Consider the following 16,411-nt stretch of genomic DNA (forward strand, 5'->3'; position numbering starts at 1 on the left):
TGAGCGCTAAGCCCCGACCCGACGCCGATACCGGGAGGCCCCACCGCATACGGCGGCACAAAACCCGGCCCGCCCCCGGCGGCAGGCGGAGCCGGCACGGAACTGGCGACAGTGCTCACCGTCGTCGCTGGAGTAGGCGCCGGTGCCGAGGCGGGCGCCGCAGCAGACGCGGTCACCACTGCGGGGCTACTCGTCGCCGGCAAGTTCGGTGTTTGGGGAGCTGGTGCGTCCGCCACGGCGGGGACGGCTTCGGGCTGGATCCCTGCCAGCCCAGCAAGGCCTGCGAGGCCTCCCGCAGCTCCGACGGGCACGACCAAAGGAAGCGCCAAAACTTCGGGGAAGGCGTTAACGAATTCAATTGCGTGGCCGAATTCGTCCGATGCAACTCCGACAACGTCGTACTCCAGCTGGAGTAGCCCTTGCGCCGGGTTCTGTCCGATGAGTTGGATGTCCCTCACCAAGGTCTGGGAGACCTCAGTGATTCGATTGATATACCAACTCAACTGGTACGGATTGCCGGAGTCATTGTCGACGATAGGCAGGATCCCCTTGTCCGCGATGCCCCCGCCACCGTAGACGCCGTCGGCGGGGCGGGCATGCACGATTTGCGGCGCTGGATCAGTCAGCGGCGCCGCAGCGACCGCGGCTGCGGAGACCGATTGATAGGTAGTCATCGTGGTAGCCGCCTGAATCCACATCCGCGCGTAGTCGGCCTCGTTGAGCGCGATCGGAATGGTGTTGACACCAAAGAAATTCGTCGCCATCAGCACCCCGTGGATCACGTGGTTGGCGGCCAGCTCCGGCAAGGTCGGCATCGCGGCCAACGCCACGGTGTACGCGGTGGCTGCGGTCTCCTGCTGGACAGCCTCCGACGCGCTTTTGGCGCTGGCCTGCACCAGCCACGCCAAGTACGGCAGATGCGCAGCCACGTACTGGTCGGCGCTGGGGCCTTGCCACGCCCCGGCCTGCACCTCCGCCAAAACCGCACTGAGCTCCTCAGCGACTGACGCGTATTCGGTGCTCAACGAGTTCCACGCGCCGGCCGACGTCAGCAGCGACCCGGGCCCCGGGCCGCTGCTCAGCAACGCCGAAGGCACCTCTGGCGGTAACGCCATCCAGACCGGTGCCGTCATCAGCCGTCCATACCAACGGCAGCCGCGCGGTCGCGAACCAAACGGGTAACCACGTCGGGCAGTTAATACGACGCTGTGTCGTAGTTACAAGACCCCGACCGGGTAGGGGGTATGCGCAGGTCTAAGACAGTGCGCTAAGAGTTAGACCCGCAGAAGCGTCGGCAGCGCCAGGGCCGAATCGAGCGCCAGGGCGCAGAACACCACCGCGAGGTAGTTGTTCGACTGCAGGAACAGCCGCAGCGGCTTGACCGGCTCGCCGCGGCGCACGCCGGCGTAGAGCTGGTGTGCCATTCCCAGGAACCACACTCCGGCCACCGCGGCCACCGCGGTGTAGAGCCACCCGGCGGCCAGGGCCAGCGCCAACGTCGCGGCCACGGTCAGCCAGGTGTAGATCAGGATCTGCTTGGTGACCTGACGTTCCGTCGCGACGGCCGGCAGCATCGGGATGCCCGCCGCCTTGTAATCGTCCTTGTATCGCATCGCCAGCGCCCAGGTGTGCGGCGGCGTCCAGAAGAAGATGATCGCGAACATCACCAGGGCCGGCCACGCGATCGTGCCGGTGACCGCCGACCAGGCGATCATCACCGGCATGCAGCCGGCCGCGCCGCCCCAGACCACGTTCTGCGAGGTGCGGCGCTTGAGCAGCAGGGTGTAGACGAACACGTAGAACGCGATCGTGCCCACCGCCAGCAAACCCGACAGCAGGTTGGTCGTCCACCACAGCCAGACGAACGAGGCGACGCTCAACACCAGCCCGAACACCAGCGCATGTCCGGTCGGTACGGCGGCCCGCGCCAGCGGGCGTTGCGCGGTCCGCTTCATCTTCTTGTCGATGTCGGCGTCCGCCACGCAGTTCAACGTGTTCGCGCCGCCGGCGGCCAGCATCCCGCCGATCAACGTGTTGAGGATCAGCAGCGGGTTCACACTGCCGCGGTGTGCGAGCAGCATCGCCGGAATCGCGGTGACCAGCAACAGCTCGATGACCCGCGGCTTGGTCAGTGCCAAATAAGCCAGCAATATCGTGCTGACTCGGCTCGGCGCAACGCGCTCGCGAATGCTCACGCAAGGACTCCTCGGATCACAGCAGCGCGCAGCTTCTACTACGCACGATGGTAGACCGGACGACTAGCCCAGCATGCACCGCAGGGTCTATTGACAGCCAATCGGCAACCATCGAGGCACAACGCACAGTTGACGGCGCTTGAACAATCAGCGGTCGAAATATCCTTTGACACGCCCGCAACGTTCCGGCATTAGGGTAGGAACAGGATCATTCTGCCGACCCGAGGACTTCAGTACGTGACCACACTCGAAGACATCTCGACCCTGACTCAACCGCACCACCCCGACGACTGGAGCGAGCTCGATTCAGCCGCCGTCGACACCGTCCGGGTGCTGGCCGCTGACGCGGTCCAGAAAGTCGGGAACGGCCATCCCGGCACGGCGATGAGTCTGGCGCCCTTGGCATACACCCTGTTTCAGCGTGCGATGCGGCACGACCCGAGCGACACGCACTGGCTGGGCCGCGACCGGTTCGTGCTGTCCTGCGGGCACAGCAGCCTGACGCTGTATCTGCAGCTGTACCTGGGCGGCTTCGGACTCGAGCTGTCCGACATCGAGTCACTGCGTACCTGGGGGTCCAAGACGCCCGGCCATCCCGAGTTTCGGCACACCAAGGGCGTGGAAATCACCACCGGGCCCCTCGGCCAGGGTTTGGCATCTGCAGTCGGCTTCGCGATGGCGGCACGTTACGAGCGCGGCCTGTTCGATCCGGACGCCGCGCCCGGAACCAGTCCGTTCGATCACCACATTTACGTGATCGCCTCCGACGGCGACATCGAAGAGGGGGTGACCTCGGAGGCGTCATCGCTGGCGGCCGTGCAGCAGTTGGGCAACCTCATCGTGTTCTACGACCACAACGAGATCTCGATCGAGGACGACACCAACATCGCGTTGTGCGAGGACACTGCGGCCCGCTACGAGGCCTACGGCTGGCACGTGCAGCGCGTCGAGGGCGGCGAGAACGTCGTCGCTATCGAAGAGGCCATCGCCAACGCCAAGGCGGTTACCGACAAGCCGTCGTTCATATCGGTGCGGACGATCATCGGCTACCCGGCGCCGAAATTGATGAACACCGGAAAGGCACACGGCTCAGCGCTCGGCGACGAAGAAGTTGCGGCGGTCAAGGAAGCCCTCGGCTTCGACCCGGACAAGAAGTTCGAGGTGCGCGACGAGGTGATCGCGCACACCCGCGAGTTGGTGCAGCGCGGCAAGGAAACCCACGACAAGTGGAACGTCGATTTTGAGGCGTGGGCCAAGCGTGAGCCCGAGCGCAAGAAACTGCTCGACCGGTTGACCGCCCACGAATTGCCCGACGGATGGGACGCTGACATTCCGCACTGGGAACCTGGCGACAAGGCGCTGGCGACCCGCGCCGCGTCCGGCAAGGTGCTGAACGCGGTGGGCCCGCACCTGCCCGAGTTGTGGGGCGGCTCGGCCGACCTTGCGGGCAGCAACAACACCACCATGGATAACGTGAAATCCTTTGGTCCGCCGTCCATTACGACGAAGGATTACACGGCGGACTGGTACGGCCGCACCTTGCATTTCGGAATTCGCGAACATGCGATGGGTTCGATCCTGTCCGGCATCGTGCTGCATGGCCCGACCCGCGCCTACGGCGGAACATTCCTGCAGTTCTCCGATTACATGCGCCCGGCCGTGCGACTGGCGGCGCTGATGGATATCGACACCATCTACGTCTGGACGCACGACTCGATCGGGCTCGGCGAAGACGGCCCGACGCACCAGCCGATTGAACACTTGGCGGCGCTGCGCGCCATACCGCACCTGTCGGTGGTCCGGCCTGCGGATGCCAACGAGACCGCGTACGCCTGGCGCACCGTCCTGGCCCGCGGCAACGGTAGTGGTCCGGTCGGTCTGATTCTGACCCGCCAGGGTCTGCCGATTCTCGAGGGCACGAATTATGACGGCGTGGCCAAGGGCGGATACATCCTGGGCAAAGAGGCCGACGGCCGGGAAGATCAAGAGCCCGATGTGGTGTTGATCGCCACCGGCTCCGAGGTTCAACTGGCCGTCGAAGCGCAGAAGTTGTTGGCGGCCAAGGACATCGTTGCCCGCGTGGTATCGATGCCCTGTGTCGAATGGTTTGAGTCCCAGTCCGACGAATACCGCAACAGCGTGCTGCCACCGTCGGTGTCGGCGCGGGTTGCCGTCGAGGCCGGCATCGCGCAGTGCTGGCACAAGCTGGTCGGCGACACCGGCGAGATCGTTTCGATCGAGCACTACGGGGAATCCGCCGATGCCAAGACGTTGTTCCGCGAGTTCGGGTTCACCCCGGAAGCCGTTGTCGACGCCGCCGAACGCACACTAGACAACTAACCGAAGGGAAAGACGATGACTCAGAATCCCAACCTTGCCGCTCTGAGCTCCGCGGGCGTGTCGGTCTGGCTGGACGACCTGTCACGGCAGCGGTTGCAGTCCGGCAACCTCCAAGAGCTGATCGACACCAAGAGCGTCGTCGGTGTCACCACCAACCCGTCGATCTTCCAGGCCGCGCTGTCGCACGGCGATGCCTATGACAGTCAGGTGGCCGAACTCGCCGAGCGCGGCGCCGACGTCGACGCGACGATTCGTACCGTCACCACCGATGACGTCCGCAACGCCGCTGACGTGCTGAAGCCGCAGTGGGAGGCGTCCGACGGCGTCGACGGCCGGGTGTCGATCGAGGTCGACCCGCGACTGGCACACGAGACCGATAAGACCATCGCGCAGGCCATCGAGCTGTGGAAGATCGTCGATAGGCCCAACGTCCTGATCAAGATCCCGGCCACGAAGGCCGGTCTGCCCGCCATCAGTGCGGTGCTCGCAGAAGGGATTTCGGTCAACGTCACGCTGATCTTCTCGGTCGAGCGGCACCGCGAGGTGATGGACGCCTACCTCGAAGGGCTGGAGGCGGCCAAGGCGGCTGGACACGATCTGTCCAAGATCCATTCGGTGGCATCGTTTTTCGTGTCGCGGGTCGACACCGAAATCGACAAGCGCCTGGAGAAAATCGCCTCGGACGATGCGCTGGCGTTACGCGGCCAGGCCGGCGTTGCCAACGCGCGCCTCGCTTACGCGGCCTACCAGGAAGTGTTCGTCAGCGGCGAGCGTTTCGCGCCGCTCAAGGCTGACGGTGCCCGAGTCCAGCGGCCGCTGTGGGCATCGACCGGCGTGAAGAACCCGGACTACTCCGACACGCTGTACGTGACCGAGTTGGTGGCACCGAACACCGTGAACACCATGCCGGAGAAGACGATTGACGCGGTCGCCGACCACGGCGTCGTCACCGGCGACACGGTCACCGGCACCGGATCGGCCGCCCAGGAAGTCTTCGACAAGCTCACTGCGATCGGCATCGATCTGACCGACGTGTTCATTGTTCTGGAGGACGAAGGCGTCGAGAAATTCGAAGCATCGTGGAAGGAGCTGCTCGACGCGACTCAGGAGCAGCTGGACAGCGCCAACAAATGAGCCCGGCCCGCAGCGCAGCCGATGCCGCACAGTGGCAAAACCCGCTGCGAGACAAGCGCGACAAGCGGTTACCCCGAATCGCGGGGCCGTGCGCGGTGGTGATCTTCGGCGTGACCGGAGATCTGGCCCGCAAGAAGGTGGTCCCCGCCATCTACGACCTGGCAAACCGGGGCCTGTTGCCACCCAGCTTTGCGCTGGTCGGATTCGGCCGCCGCGACTGGAATGACGAAGCCTTCAGCGACGAGGTATGCCAGCTGGTAAAACAGCACTCGCGCACGCCGTTTCGGCAGGTTACTTGGGATCGGCTGGCTGAGGGGTGCCGCTTCGTACAGGGCAATTTTGATGACGAATCGGCTTTCGCCCGGCTGGCCGAGACGTTGGACAAGCTCGATGCCGAACGCGGCACCGGGGGCAATCACTGTTTCTACCTGGCCATTCCGCCGAAGAGCTTCCCAGACGTGCTCGAGCAGCTGAGCAAAGCCGAATTGGCGCGTCCGCAGAAAGAGAGCTGGCGGCGTGTCGTCATCGAAAAGCCGTTCGGCCACGACTTGGACAGCGCCCGTGACCTCAACAAGGTGGTCAATAGCGTGTTCCCCGAGGAATCGGTGTTCCGCATCGACCACTACCTGGGCAAGGAAACGGTGCAGAACATCATGGCGCTGCGCTTCGCCAATCAGTTGTTCGATCCGATTTGGAACGCGCACTACGTGGACCATGTGCAGATCACCATGGCCGAAGACATTGGGCTGGGCGGGCGCGGCGGCTATTACGACGGGGTCGGTGCGGCCCGCGACGTGATCCAGAACCACTTGATGCAACTGCTCGCGTTGACCGCGATGGAAGAGCCGGTGAGCTTCCACCCGTCGGAGCTGCAGACGGAGAAGATCAAGGTGCTCTCCGCGACTCAACTCGCGGAGCCGCTCGACGAGACCACGTCTCGCGGCCAGTACAGCGCCGGCTGGCAGGGCGGCGAGCACGTAGTTGGCCTGCTCGACGAAGCGGGCTTCTCGAAAGACTCCACCACCGAGACGTTCGCTGCCATCACGCTGGAGGTCGACACCCGTCGCTGGGCAGGCGTGCCGTTTTACCTTCGAACCGGAAAACGCCTGGGCCGCAGGGTGACCGAGATCGCGCTGGTATTCAAACGGGCACCGCATCTGCCATTCGACGCGACCATGACCGATGAACTCGGTGCCAACGCGCTGGTTCTCCGGGTGCAGCCGGATGAAGGGATTACGTTGCGATTCGGTTCCAAGGTGCCGGACAGCGCGATGGAAGTCCGCGACGTCAACATGGACTTCTCCTACGGTTCGGCGTTCGCCGAGGAATCACCCGAGGCCTACGAACGGCTGATCCTCGACGTGCTGCTGGGCGAACCGTCACTCTTTCCGGTCAACGAGGAAGTCGAATTGGCTTGGGAGATAATCGATCCGGCGCTTGATCAATGGGCCGATCACGGCAAACCCGATCCATACGAGGCAGGAACCTGGGGCCCGGCTTCGGCGTTCGAGATGCTGCGCCGGACCGGCCGCGAATGGCGGCGGCCGTGATTGTCGAATTGCCGGGCACCAGCACCAACGAGATCAACAAGCAACTCGACGAGCTGCGCGAGAAGACCGGCGCGGTAACACTCGGCCGGGTGTTGACTCTGGTCATCGCGCCCGACAGCGAGGCGATCCTCGAAGAATCCATCGAAGCGGCCAACGCGGCCAGCCACGAACATCCCAGCCGGGTAATCGTTGTGATCAATGGCGACGCGGACGCCGCCGAGGCGCGCTTGGACGCGCAACTGCGAGCGGGCGGCGACAGCGGCGCCACCGAGGTCGTGGTGCTGCGGCTGTCGGGTCCGCTCGCCGGACACAGCAGTAGTGTCGTCGTGCCCTTCCTGCTGCCCGATATCCCGGTGGTCGCGTGGTGGCCAGACCTCGCCCCGGCCGTACCGGCGCAGGATCCGTTGGGCCAATTGGCTATTCGTCGTATCACCGACGCGACCAACGGGGCCGACCCATTGGCGTGCATCAAAAGTAGGCTGTCCGGATACACCCCCGGCGATACCGATTTGGCCTGGAGCCGCATCACGTATTGGCGGGCGCTACTGACATCGGCGATCGACCTGCCACCGCATGAGCCCATCACTTCGGCGCTGGTGTCGGGGCTCAAGACCGAACCTGCACTCGACGTCCTCGCGGGCTGGCTGGCGGGCCGGATCGACGGGCCGGTGCGGCGCGCGGTCGGCGAGCTCAAGGTCGAGCTGGTGCGCAACAGTGAGACGGTCACGCTGAGTCGACCACAAGAGGGAACGACGGCGACATTGAGCCGCACCGCCAAGCCGGAGGCGCTTGTTCCGTTGCCACGCAGAGAAACTCGGGAATGCCTTGCCGAGGACCTGCGCCGATTGGACGCGGACGCGATCTACTTCTCAGCGCTGGAAGGCATCGACCGAGTGGAGTACGTGTGAGCACCAGCGTCGAGACGTTCGCCGACAGCGACGGCCTGGTTGCTGCGGCGGGCGAGCGATTGATCGACGTCGTCGACGCTGCCGTCGCCGCGCGCGGGCGGGCGCTGGTCGTCTTGACCGGCGGCGGCAACGGTAACCGGCTGATGCGTTTCCTGGCCGCAGAATCCGCGCGAATCGACTGGACCAAGGTGCATCTGTTCTGGGGCGATGATCGATACGTCACCGAAGACGACGACGAACGCAACGAGAAACAGGCCCGCGAGGAATTGCTGAATCACATCGACATTCCGCCGCGCAACGTGCACGCCATGCCGGCCGCTGACGGCGAATTCGGCAACGACATCGCCGCCGCCGCGCTGGCCTACGAGCAGATCCTCGCCGCGAATGCTGAGCCGGGCGATCCCGCACCGAATTTCGACGTTCACCTCCTCGGCGTGGGGCCGGAAGGACACATCAACTCGCTGTTCCCAGACACTCCCGCAGTGCGCGAGACAAGCCGGATGGTGGTCGACGTCGAGGATTCGCCCAAGCCTCCACCTCTGCGAATTACGTTGACACTCCCCGCGATCCAGCGTTCCCGCGAGGTATGGCTACTGGTGTCGGGTGCCGAGAAAGCCGGGGCGGTCGCCGCCGCGGTCGGTGGCGCCAAGCCGGTGTCGATACCGGCAGCCGGCGCTATCGGCCGCGAGCACACGGTCTGGTTCCTCGACAGCGGGGCCGCCAGCGAGTTGCCCTCTTAGCCCGACCGCCGCTCCGCCTGCGCGTCGGCGTAACCGCGCCTGTAGTCCTCTTGCTGTCGGAGGCTGCTGGGCAACGCCGCGCGTCTGATCGCCGCAGCAGCGCAGTAGTGGTCCCGATCTGGTCGGTGCATACCCATCAGATGGGTATCCGGTCCCGGAGGTTCCCGCGACCGCCATAATGGGCGGCATGGCAGACAAAAGCGCCGGTGATCGCCCAGCGCGGCAGCGGATCAGGACGCTCACTCAGGCGGCGATGAACGCCGACGTCACCGTCAACCAACTGGAAGATGTGTTGGGCGGGCTGGGCGACACGTTGGGCGACCTGAACACGTCGCTGTCGAATTTGAACAGCGCGATCGGCCGCCTCGACGACGGGCTCGACCATTTCGAGGCCACCCTCGGCCGGATTGACGACCTGATGCAGCGACTGGTGACGCTGGTGGCGCCGGTCGAGGCGATCGTCGAACGCATCGACTACATGGTCGGCGTCGGCGAGACCGTGATGTCGCCGCTATCGGTCACCGAACACGCAATTCGCAACGCCTTCAGCACCTTACGCAATCGCGCCAGCCGCTAAACCGTGCCACATCCCCAACCGGTTCCCAATCCGCCCTACGCCGAGGGCACCGGTTTGCCATGGGATGTGTCAGTCACCGACGCTGTGGCCGCGATTGCGGCAGCCCGCGCTCAACACGGCGACACCTTCGCTGTGCACAGCGGCAATGACCGCTACCTGTTCACGTTCTCCCCTACCGGCGTCGAGTCGTTCTACGGGCTGCCCGAAGAAAAGGCCAGCAAGGGGGTCGCGGACTTTCTGATGTTGCGCCGCAAGCTTCCCGACGAGATCTTCGACGGTCGACGCCTCTTGCCGAGCACGCTGTTTCGCCGCGACGACGTTGCCGGGTATCTCGTCAATCTGGATCGGGCGCTCGATGAGACAGTCGTTGAATTGGGGGTGTCGGGATCGGTCGACGTCTTCGGGTTGACCCGTCGACTCGGCCACCGGATGGGGCTGGCCTCCTGGGCAGGGCCCGGATCAGCCCGGGGTGAGGCGTTCGAGCATCTGGTGCGGGCCTTCGACACACTCGACGGATCCGACGCCTTCGTGCATCCGGACGCGATGGCAGCGGTCGCCGCATCGGAGAAGCGGGCCGAGCGCGCTGCCCTCGACGAGGCGGTTCAGATCATCGCCGATGCCGTGCACCGTCGAGACGGCTCCGGCGACCAGACGTTGTTCGACCGGATTGTCGATGCCTGGTGCGACGAGTTGGGCGACAACCGGATTCGTGGCATCGCCCTCGACGTCTCGCTGATCCACATCGCGTCGATGTCCAACCTTGCGGCTGCGCTGGGGTGGGCATTGGTCGATCTGCTCGAGCATCCGGTGCAACTCGCGCGGGTCGTCGCCGGTGATGCGGACCTGGCGCAGCGGTGCGCGCTGGAATCAACGCGACTGGCTCAGCGGTCGATCATGTCCCGCGCTGTGCTGTCCCCCATCGTGCTCGACACCGGTGAGGTCAGCTACGAAGTGCCGCCCGGTTGGACCATCGCAACGCTGCTGCCCTTGCTCAACACCTCGGTCGCACCCGGGCTCGGGCGGTGGGATCCCGACCGGTGGACGCGGCACCGGCTGACCGAGGAGAAGTCGCTTCCTTCACCGATGTTGGTGACGGCGTTCGGCCACGGCCGCCATTCGTGTCCGGCGCAGCCGTTTTCACTGTCGGCGATGACCGCCACGATGACGCGGTTGTTGGGCACCTATCGGATGACCCCGGGTTGGACGGCGCATCCACGGCCTGTTCCGGCGCAGATCGGCGGCGTGGCCAGAGCCGATGGACCGTGCATCCTCAGCTACGTCATGGAGTAACTGGTCACAACTTCGCCGAACGCGAAGCCATTGCGAAAAATCGGCCGCAAAGTCGCAATAGTTTCACGTTCGGCGCGAGAGCCGTTAGCCGCTGTTGCGCAGCGCGCTGGCCAAACCGTTCATCGTCAACAGGATTCCGCGCTGTACCAGTTCGTTGTCGTCGCCGGAGCGGAAACGCCGCAACAGCTCGACCTGCAAGTGGTTCAGCGGCTCCAGGTACGGGAAACGGTTGAACACCGACCGGGCCAGCGCCGGGTTGTCGGCGAGCAGATTGTCCTGGCCGGTAATCAGCTTGTGCGCGTTGATGCTTCGCTGGTGTTCCGCTGCGATCTTGTCGAACACCCGCCGCCGCAACGCGACGTCTTCGACCAATTCGGCGTAACGAGCGGCCAGGCCCAGATCGGTTTTTGCGAGAACCTGCGCCATGTTCGACAGCACGGTCTGGAAGAACGGCCACCGCTGATACAAGTCACGCAATTTTTCGAGACGCCCGTCGCCGCCGGCGATCCAGTCCTCGATTGCCGAGCCGGTCCCGTACCAACCGGGCAACATCACTCGTGACTGGCTCCACGCCATCACCCACGGTATCGCGCGCAGGTCGGAGATCGACGACGTCGGCTTCCGAGACGTAGGCCGACTGCCGACGTTCAGCGAACCGATCTCGCTGACCGGCGTGGACTGCAGAAAGTAATCGACGAAACCTTCGGTGTCGTGCACCAATTCGGAATAGGCCCGCTGCGCACGGTCGGCCAGTTCATCGAGAATTTCATAGGCCGGCTCGGCGGCGTCGCCGAGCCCTTCGACGTCGAGCAGGGTCGACTCCAGGGTGGCTGCCAGCAAGGTCTCCAGGTTGCGCTGAGCCATCTGCGGCTCGGCGTATTTGGCGGCGATCACCTCTCCTTGTTCGGTCAGTCGCAGCGATCCGTTCACCGCTCCCGGCGGTTGGGCAAGGATGGCCTCGTAGCTTGGCCCCCCGCCTCGGCCCACCGTGCCACCACGACCGTGGAAGAGCCGCAACCGAATTCCGGTTTTGCGTGCCGATTCGACGAGGTCGAGTTCGGCGCGGTAGAGCGCCCAGTTGGCGGTCAGGTAACCCCCGTCCTTGTTGGAGTCGGAGTAGCCGAGCATGACCTCTTGGCTGTCGCCGCGGGCGCGCACTATGCCCTGGTAGACGGGAAGGTCAAGTGCCGCTTCAAGAATCGACGCGCCGCGACGGAGATCGTCGATCGTCTCGAACAGCGGGACGATGCCCACCGGGCAGTACGGCTCACCGCCGGAGGCGTCGAGCAGCCCGCATTCTTTCAGCAGGATCCCGGCCTCCAGCAGATCGGAGACGGACCGGCACATCGAGATGATGTAGTTGGGCACCGCGGACGGACCGTAGATGGCGACGGCGCGTGCGGCCGCGGTGATGATCGCGAGTTCTTTGCGGGCCAATTCCGAGAGTTGGTCGCGGTCGCCGACCAACGGCCGTCGGGTGCTCAGCTCGTCGGCCAGGATGTTGACCCGTTCGTCTTCGCTCAGCGAACAGTAGTCGGGATGCACGCCGGACCAAGCCAGCAACTCGGCAACCACCTCTTCGTGGACGTCGGAGTTCTGCCGCATGTCCAGACCGGACAGGTGAAAACCGAAGACGTGCACGGCTTCCCGCAACCGGGCCAGCCGGTCGTCGGCCAGCAATGCGCTGCCGTTGGCCCGCAGTGACGCGTCGACGGTGTTGAGGTCGGCCAGCATCTCCCCCGGCGTCTCGTAGGGCGGGAGGCCGAGGTCGAGCAGGCTTTCCGGTTGTTGATCGAGGATGTGCGCAGCGGTGGCGGTGAGCCGGCCATGGATGACGCGCAGCGCGCGGCGGTAGGGCTCATCGCCGCGAGCCGGCTCGTCGCAGGCCCGGGCCAGCGCAGCCAGGTCGTCGGTGACAGCGACCAGCCGCGCCGACATCGACAGCTCTTGTTCCAGCGCGGTCAGTTCTGCGGTGTAGCGACCCAACGCGGTGTAGGCCGCGCTGCCGGTGGCCAGTCGCACCACGTCGGCGGTGACGTTGGGGTTGCCGTCACGGTCGCCGCCGATCCACGAGCCTGGTCGCAGGATCGGTTCGGAGAGCAGGTCGGCGTCGGGCCAGCGCCGACGCAGTGCATCGCGGACTTCGGCGTTGACTTTCGGCACCACGTCGAAAAACGCTGCCTGGTAAAACCGCAAGCCGACCGCGATCTCATCGGAGATCTGTAGTCGCGCCAGCCGAACCAGGGCGGTCTGCCACAGCGTCAGCACCTGGCGGCGTAATTCGGTATCGATGTCGCGGCCGTCATCGGTTTCGGTGTGGCCGTGGGCGTGCAGCCGCATCAGCTGGGTGATGTGGTGCTGGGCGTCGAAGACGGTCCGGCGACGAGTCTCGGTCGGATGGGCGGTGATCACCGGGGAGACCAGTGCGCCGGTGAGTGACTCCGCGACGGTGGCGGCGTCCAGATCCGCGGAGTCCAGCTTCTGATAGGTGGCGGCCAGGGTGCTGTCCTGCGGCGGGTCGCCGGCGTCGACGTGGATGGCGCGGCGGCGTTCGCGGTGGATGTCCTCGGCGACGTTGGCCAGCAAAGCGAAGTGGCTGAAGGCGCGGATCACCGGGATCGCTCGGTCGATGTCGATGCCGTCGAACAACTCCGCCACCTCGGCACGCTCGATCTCCGAGCGACGCACCCGGAAGGAGGCGATCCGGGCCCGCTCGACCAAATCGAAGACCTCGTCGCCGTTCTGCTCGCGGACGGTGTCGCCGAGGATGGCGCCGAGCAACCGGATGTCCTCGCGCATCGGCTCGGTGGCTTCGCGGCCTATCCGGGTGCGTTGTACCGCGCCGAAGGGCTCGAGCGAGTCGGGAGCTTCAGCCATACCTATCAGTATCGGGGCGGTTGGCCGTCTTCGCCTTTCGTGGGGTCAGGCGTTGTACTTGATGCGCAGCGCCATCCCGACGATGGCGACCAGCCAGATGCCGACGACGAACAACGTCAGCCGGTCGAGGTTCTTCTCCACCACGGTCGACCCGGACAGGCTGGACTGCACACCACCGCCGAACAGAGTCGACAGACCGCCACCCTTGGCGCGGTGCAACAGCACCAGCAGCACTGTCAGGATGCTGGTGACCACCAGCGTGATCTGCAGGGCCAATTCCATGGCCCACACCTTACCGGCCTGCGACGGGCGGCTCGAACGGGCGTGCGCTACTTGTCGAAGATCAGCGAGTCGGTGGCGTAGTCGATGTAGATCGGGTGTAACAGGAACGGTTCGACACCGCTGTCGATGTTGGTTCCGCTTGTTACGAATGGCGCGGTGCTGTTACCGATGCTGTCGGTCCCCACCTGGTAGGTGTACAGCGGAGTACCGGTACCGGCGGCGTTGTCGTAAACCGAAATCGTGGTTCCCGACGGCACGGTGGTGGCGTTTCCGAGGAGGGATGACGGGATGGTTCCGTACACACCGCCGGAGTCGACGTCGTCGGAAACCGCGATCGGGGTTCCGCCATTGACTGATTCGTACAGGGCGGTGATCGGCGCTCCGCTTGACGCGTCACTGAATGTGGCTACGGGTGTTCCCGCATTGGTGGGACTGACGACCAACTCGTTCTTGGGGATGTCAACGGTCACACCCTCGTAACCGTCGGCCTGCAACGGGCCCATGGCGTTCGGACCCACGCCGTCCCCGATACCCAGAATCCCCGTTGATTGGTTATCGGCAACGAAGGTCTCGAAGTTCGCCGGCGAGCTGAACGAAGTCGGATAGGAGAAGATCTCCACGTCGACGGGGGTGCTCCCGGTGTCAAGGGTTCCCGTGGTGGTGGCGTAATCGACCGGCGTGTCGTAAGTCAGATAATAATATTCCACACCACCGCTGTAGCCGCTGAAGCCGGAATGGATGGGTGACCCGAGCTCGAAGAGGTTCTCAAGCGCCGTGAAAGGGTTCGACCCGAGGGATTCCCACGGGATGACCAAGCCGCTGGACCCGGTGTCGACGAGCAACGTGTTACTCGTGCCGTCAATCGTCGCCTGCACGGTCGGCTCGGTGACCTCTTGCATGGTTATCGGGATGTCGTAGGTGCCCGTCGGGTCGGACGCCGCAGGCACGGCGGCGCTGGCCGCCGACTCCGAGGCGGCCGGAACCGCCGAGTCGATCGAGTTCAGGCTGGCGAGGAAGCTGTCGGTCCAGCTGGTCAGGTCGACGGCGGCGGCCGGGTCAAAGGCGCCGATCGAGTCGGTCAGCGAGGTGAGGAGGGGCTGGATGATCGGGTCGAGCAGGTCCTCGAAGTCGGCCTTGGCGGGTGCGGCCGACCCGGTCGCCATCGCCGCTGCCGCGAAAAACACACTCGCGCCGGCGCCCATCCCGACCAGCAGGCGGCGACCGACATTGGCGCTGCGTGCCTGCTTCTTACGGTCGTGACCAGCCATTTAGTCCCCCGCGGGCGTGTAGGTGGAGCTGTCTAACCTGCGGACCTTAACGGTCCTGTGTTTCTGTCAGGTTTCCCTAAGCTAAACGTGACCTCCCCGTGTCCGCAACTAATACGCGCCGTTGTTCACGGCGTCGGGCTCTCGGCACGGCCCCCAGCGCGCCGCACCGGCGGGGATTCCACCGCACCTGCGGCTTGGTCGAGGTGCTTCAGCCGACGTCGCACATCCTCGATCAGCCCCGTCGAATCGCTGCCGGCATCTATCGCCGAGCAGACCGCGGTGATCGCGTCGACAGTGTCCTCCAATTCGATGGCGACCGGGATTACCCGCACGGCGACTGAGCTCACCCGTGGCGGCTCGAGCACCGCGGCCTCCGCCGTGCCACGCGCCTGGTGCGCCAGCCGGTAGGCGTCGGCCCTGACGAATTGCAGATGCCTCCGCTGGGCTGCTGGTTTCACCGCCTCGCGCAAGTAATCGTGGGCCGACTCCAGCGCGCCGGCCAGTTGCGCGTACGCCGGGAATCTGCGGGCACCCGGCCACAGCAAATAGCCGAAAACGATGGCGATCGTGGCGCCGAGCAAGGTGTCCTGCAACCGGTACACGGGCGCGACCGGATCGACCTGCCCGATCGACCGCGATAGCAGAGCCGAGGTGGTGATACCAATGACGCTGAAGCCGTACAGTTTCGGCGCCGACAGCACCACAAAGCCGAGCGCCAGCGCGGTCGCGATCACCAACGGCAGCCCCGACGAGAGCACCGCCAACACCCCGGTCGCGACCAACGCGCCGATGACGGTGCCGAATATGCGGTTGACCGTCCGCACGAAGACCGATGCGTACTCGGGCCGCACGATGACGGCGGTGGTCAACGGCAACCAGAACCCGTGGATCCGATCCTGCATCGCCGCCGCGATTCCGGTGGCCACGGCCAGGCATAGTCCGATCCGCACCCCGTTGGCCAGGGAGTCGCGCGATGTGACGACACGAACCAACCCCGACAGCCGCTGAGTCGTGGGTCGCGGCGCACCCGGGCGCTTCGGATCCGGGCTCAGCGCGTCGGCCAATTCCACCAGTCCCGGATCGTTACCAGCATCCGCTTCCGAGAATCCGACCGATACCGGCGACGCCTCCGCGATCTGTGATCCAGCCCGTCGGATCGCCGCGATGGCGTTCTGCGGGACCGGCCGGCCCTGCGCATACAGGGTGGCCGCCGCGAAGGCCACCCGGTCGGCCCCGCGGCGATCCCGAGC

At 65.2% G+C, this 16,411-nt stretch carries 13 protein-coding genes; 7 read left to right on the forward strand and 6 right to left on the reverse strand.

Annotation, left to right across the window (positions count from 1 at the left end; translation table 11 throughout):
- Together WAN02_RS19305 and WAN02_RS19310 are read right to left on the reverse strand one after the other, a co-directional pair.
- On the reverse strand, nucleotides 1-1,133 hold a 1,133-nt coding region (locus tag WAN02_RS19305), incomplete at its 3' end, for a PPE family protein (protein ID WP_422265845.1).
- A 141-nt stretch (nucleotides 1,134-1,274) separates the two neighbouring features.
- Nucleotides 1,275-2,195 carry a heme o synthase gene (locus tag WAN02_RS19310; RefSeq protein WP_422265846.1) on the reverse strand — a complete coding sequence of 307 codons (921 nt, stop codon included), beginning with the start codon at nucleotides 2,193-2,195 and terminating at the stop codon, nucleotides 1,275-1,277.
- Between the two features lie 237 nt (nucleotides 2,196-2,432).
- On the opposite strand from WAN02_RS19310, the gene tkt reads away from it, so the two are divergent.
- The 7 genes from tkt (at nucleotide 2,433) to WAN02_RS19345 (ending at nucleotide 10,734) form a co-directional block, all read left to right on the forward strand.
- Nucleotides 2,433-4,535, forward strand: coding sequence for a transketolase (tkt, locus tag WAN02_RS19315; RefSeq protein WP_422265847.1), 2,103 nt, complete (start codon nucleotides 2,433-2,435; stop codon nucleotides 4,533-4,535).
- Between the two features lie 15 nt (nucleotides 4,536-4,550).
- Entirely contained in the window at nucleotides 4,551-5,669 is a 1,119-nt protein-coding gene (tal, locus tag WAN02_RS19320; RefSeq protein ID WP_422265848.1) for a transaldolase, read from the forward strand.
- Nucleotides 5,666-7,219, forward strand: coding sequence for a glucose-6-phosphate dehydrogenase (gene zwf, locus WAN02_RS19325; RefSeq protein WP_422265849.1), 1,554 nt, complete (start codon nucleotides 5,666-5,668; stop codon nucleotides 7,217-7,219). The genes tal and zwf overlap by 4 nt, the downstream gene beginning before the upstream one ends.
- The gene (gene opcA, locus WAN02_RS19330; RefSeq protein ID WP_422265850.1) at nucleotides 7,216-8,127 is read left to right on the forward strand and encodes a glucose-6-phosphate dehydrogenase assembly protein OpcA; all 912 of its coding nucleotides are present in this window, start codon (nucleotides 7,216-7,218) and stop codon (nucleotides 8,125-8,127) included. Before zwf ends, opcA begins: the two co-directional genes overlap by 4 nt.
- Nucleotides 8,124-8,867 carry a 6-phosphogluconolactonase gene (gene pgl, locus WAN02_RS19335; protein WP_422265851.1) on the forward strand — a complete coding sequence of 248 codons (744 nt, stop codon included), beginning with the start codon at nucleotides 8,124-8,126 and terminating at the stop codon, nucleotides 8,865-8,867. Before opcA ends, pgl begins: the two co-directional genes overlap by 4 nt.
- Nucleotides 8,868-9,045: 178 nt before the next feature.
- Entirely contained in the window at nucleotides 9,046-9,444 is a 399-nt protein-coding gene (locus WAN02_RS19340; protein WP_422265852.1) for an ATPase, read from the forward strand.
- A gap of 3 nt (nucleotides 9,445-9,447) precedes the next feature.
- Nucleotides 9,448-10,734, forward strand: coding sequence for a cytochrome P450 (locus tag WAN02_RS19345; RefSeq protein ID WP_422265853.1), 1,287 nt, complete (start codon nucleotides 9,448-9,450; stop codon nucleotides 10,732-10,734).
- Nucleotides 10,735-10,818: 84 nt separating this feature from the next.
- Here the strand turns inward: WAN02_RS19345 and ppc are convergent, their stop codons facing one another.
- The 4 genes from ppc to WAN02_RS19365 all read right to left on the reverse strand — a co-directional run.
- Nucleotides 10,819-13,611, reverse strand: coding sequence for a phosphoenolpyruvate carboxylase (gene ppc / locus WAN02_RS19350; RefSeq protein WP_422265854.1), 2,793 nt, complete (start codon nucleotides 13,609-13,611; stop codon nucleotides 10,819-10,821).
- A gap of 45 nt (nucleotides 13,612-13,656) precedes the next feature.
- Nucleotides 13,657-13,893 (reverse strand): preprotein translocase subunit SecG, encoded by a 237-nt coding sequence (secG, locus tag WAN02_RS19355; RefSeq protein ID WP_325685141.1) that lies wholly within the window; start codon nucleotides 13,891-13,893, stop codon nucleotides 13,657-13,659.
- 47 nt (nucleotides 13,894-13,940) lie between these two features.
- Nucleotides 13,941-15,161 carry a PecA family PE domain-processing aspartic protease gene (locus WAN02_RS19360; protein ID WP_422265855.1) on the reverse strand — a complete coding sequence of 407 codons (1,221 nt, stop codon included), beginning with the start codon at nucleotides 15,159-15,161 and terminating at the stop codon, nucleotides 13,941-13,943.
- A gap of 125 nt (nucleotides 15,162-15,286) precedes the next feature.
- Nucleotides 15,287-16,411: FUSC family protein (locus tag WAN02_RS19365; protein ID WP_422265856.1), on the reverse strand; the 1,125-nt coding region annotated here is incomplete at its 5' end.

Origin of the sequence: Mycobacterium sp., from assembly GCF_049281135.1 — a bacterium.
In the GTDB taxonomy this organism is placed as follows: domain Bacteria; phylum Actinomycetota; class Actinomycetes; order Mycobacteriales; family Mycobacteriaceae; genus Mycobacterium.

Excerpts from the sequence above, each read along its gene's own strand:
- secG (WP_325685141.1), bottom strand. The coding sequence starts at position 13,893 with ATGGAATTGGCCCTGCAGATCACGCTGGTGGTCACCAGCATCCTGACA.
- ppc (WP_422265854.1), bottom strand. The coding sequence starts at position 13,611 with ATGGCTGAAGCTCCCGACTCGCTCGAGCCCTTCGGCGCGGTACAACGC.
- tal (WP_422265848.1), top strand. The coding sequence starts at position 4,551 with ATGACTCAGAATCCCAACCTTGCCGCTCTGAGCTCCGCGGGCGTGTCG.
- WAN02_RS19340 (WP_422265852.1), top strand. The coding sequence starts at position 9,046 with ATGGGCGGCATGGCAGACAAAAGCGCCGGTGATCGCCCAGCGCGGCAG.
- zwf (WP_422265849.1), top strand. The coding sequence starts at position 5,666 with ATGAGCCCGGCCCGCAGCGCAGCCGATGCCGCACAGTGGCAAAACCCG.
- WAN02_RS19360 (WP_422265855.1), bottom strand. The coding sequence starts at position 15,161 with ATGGCTGGTCACGACCGTAAGAAGCAGGCACGCAGCGCCAATGTCGGT.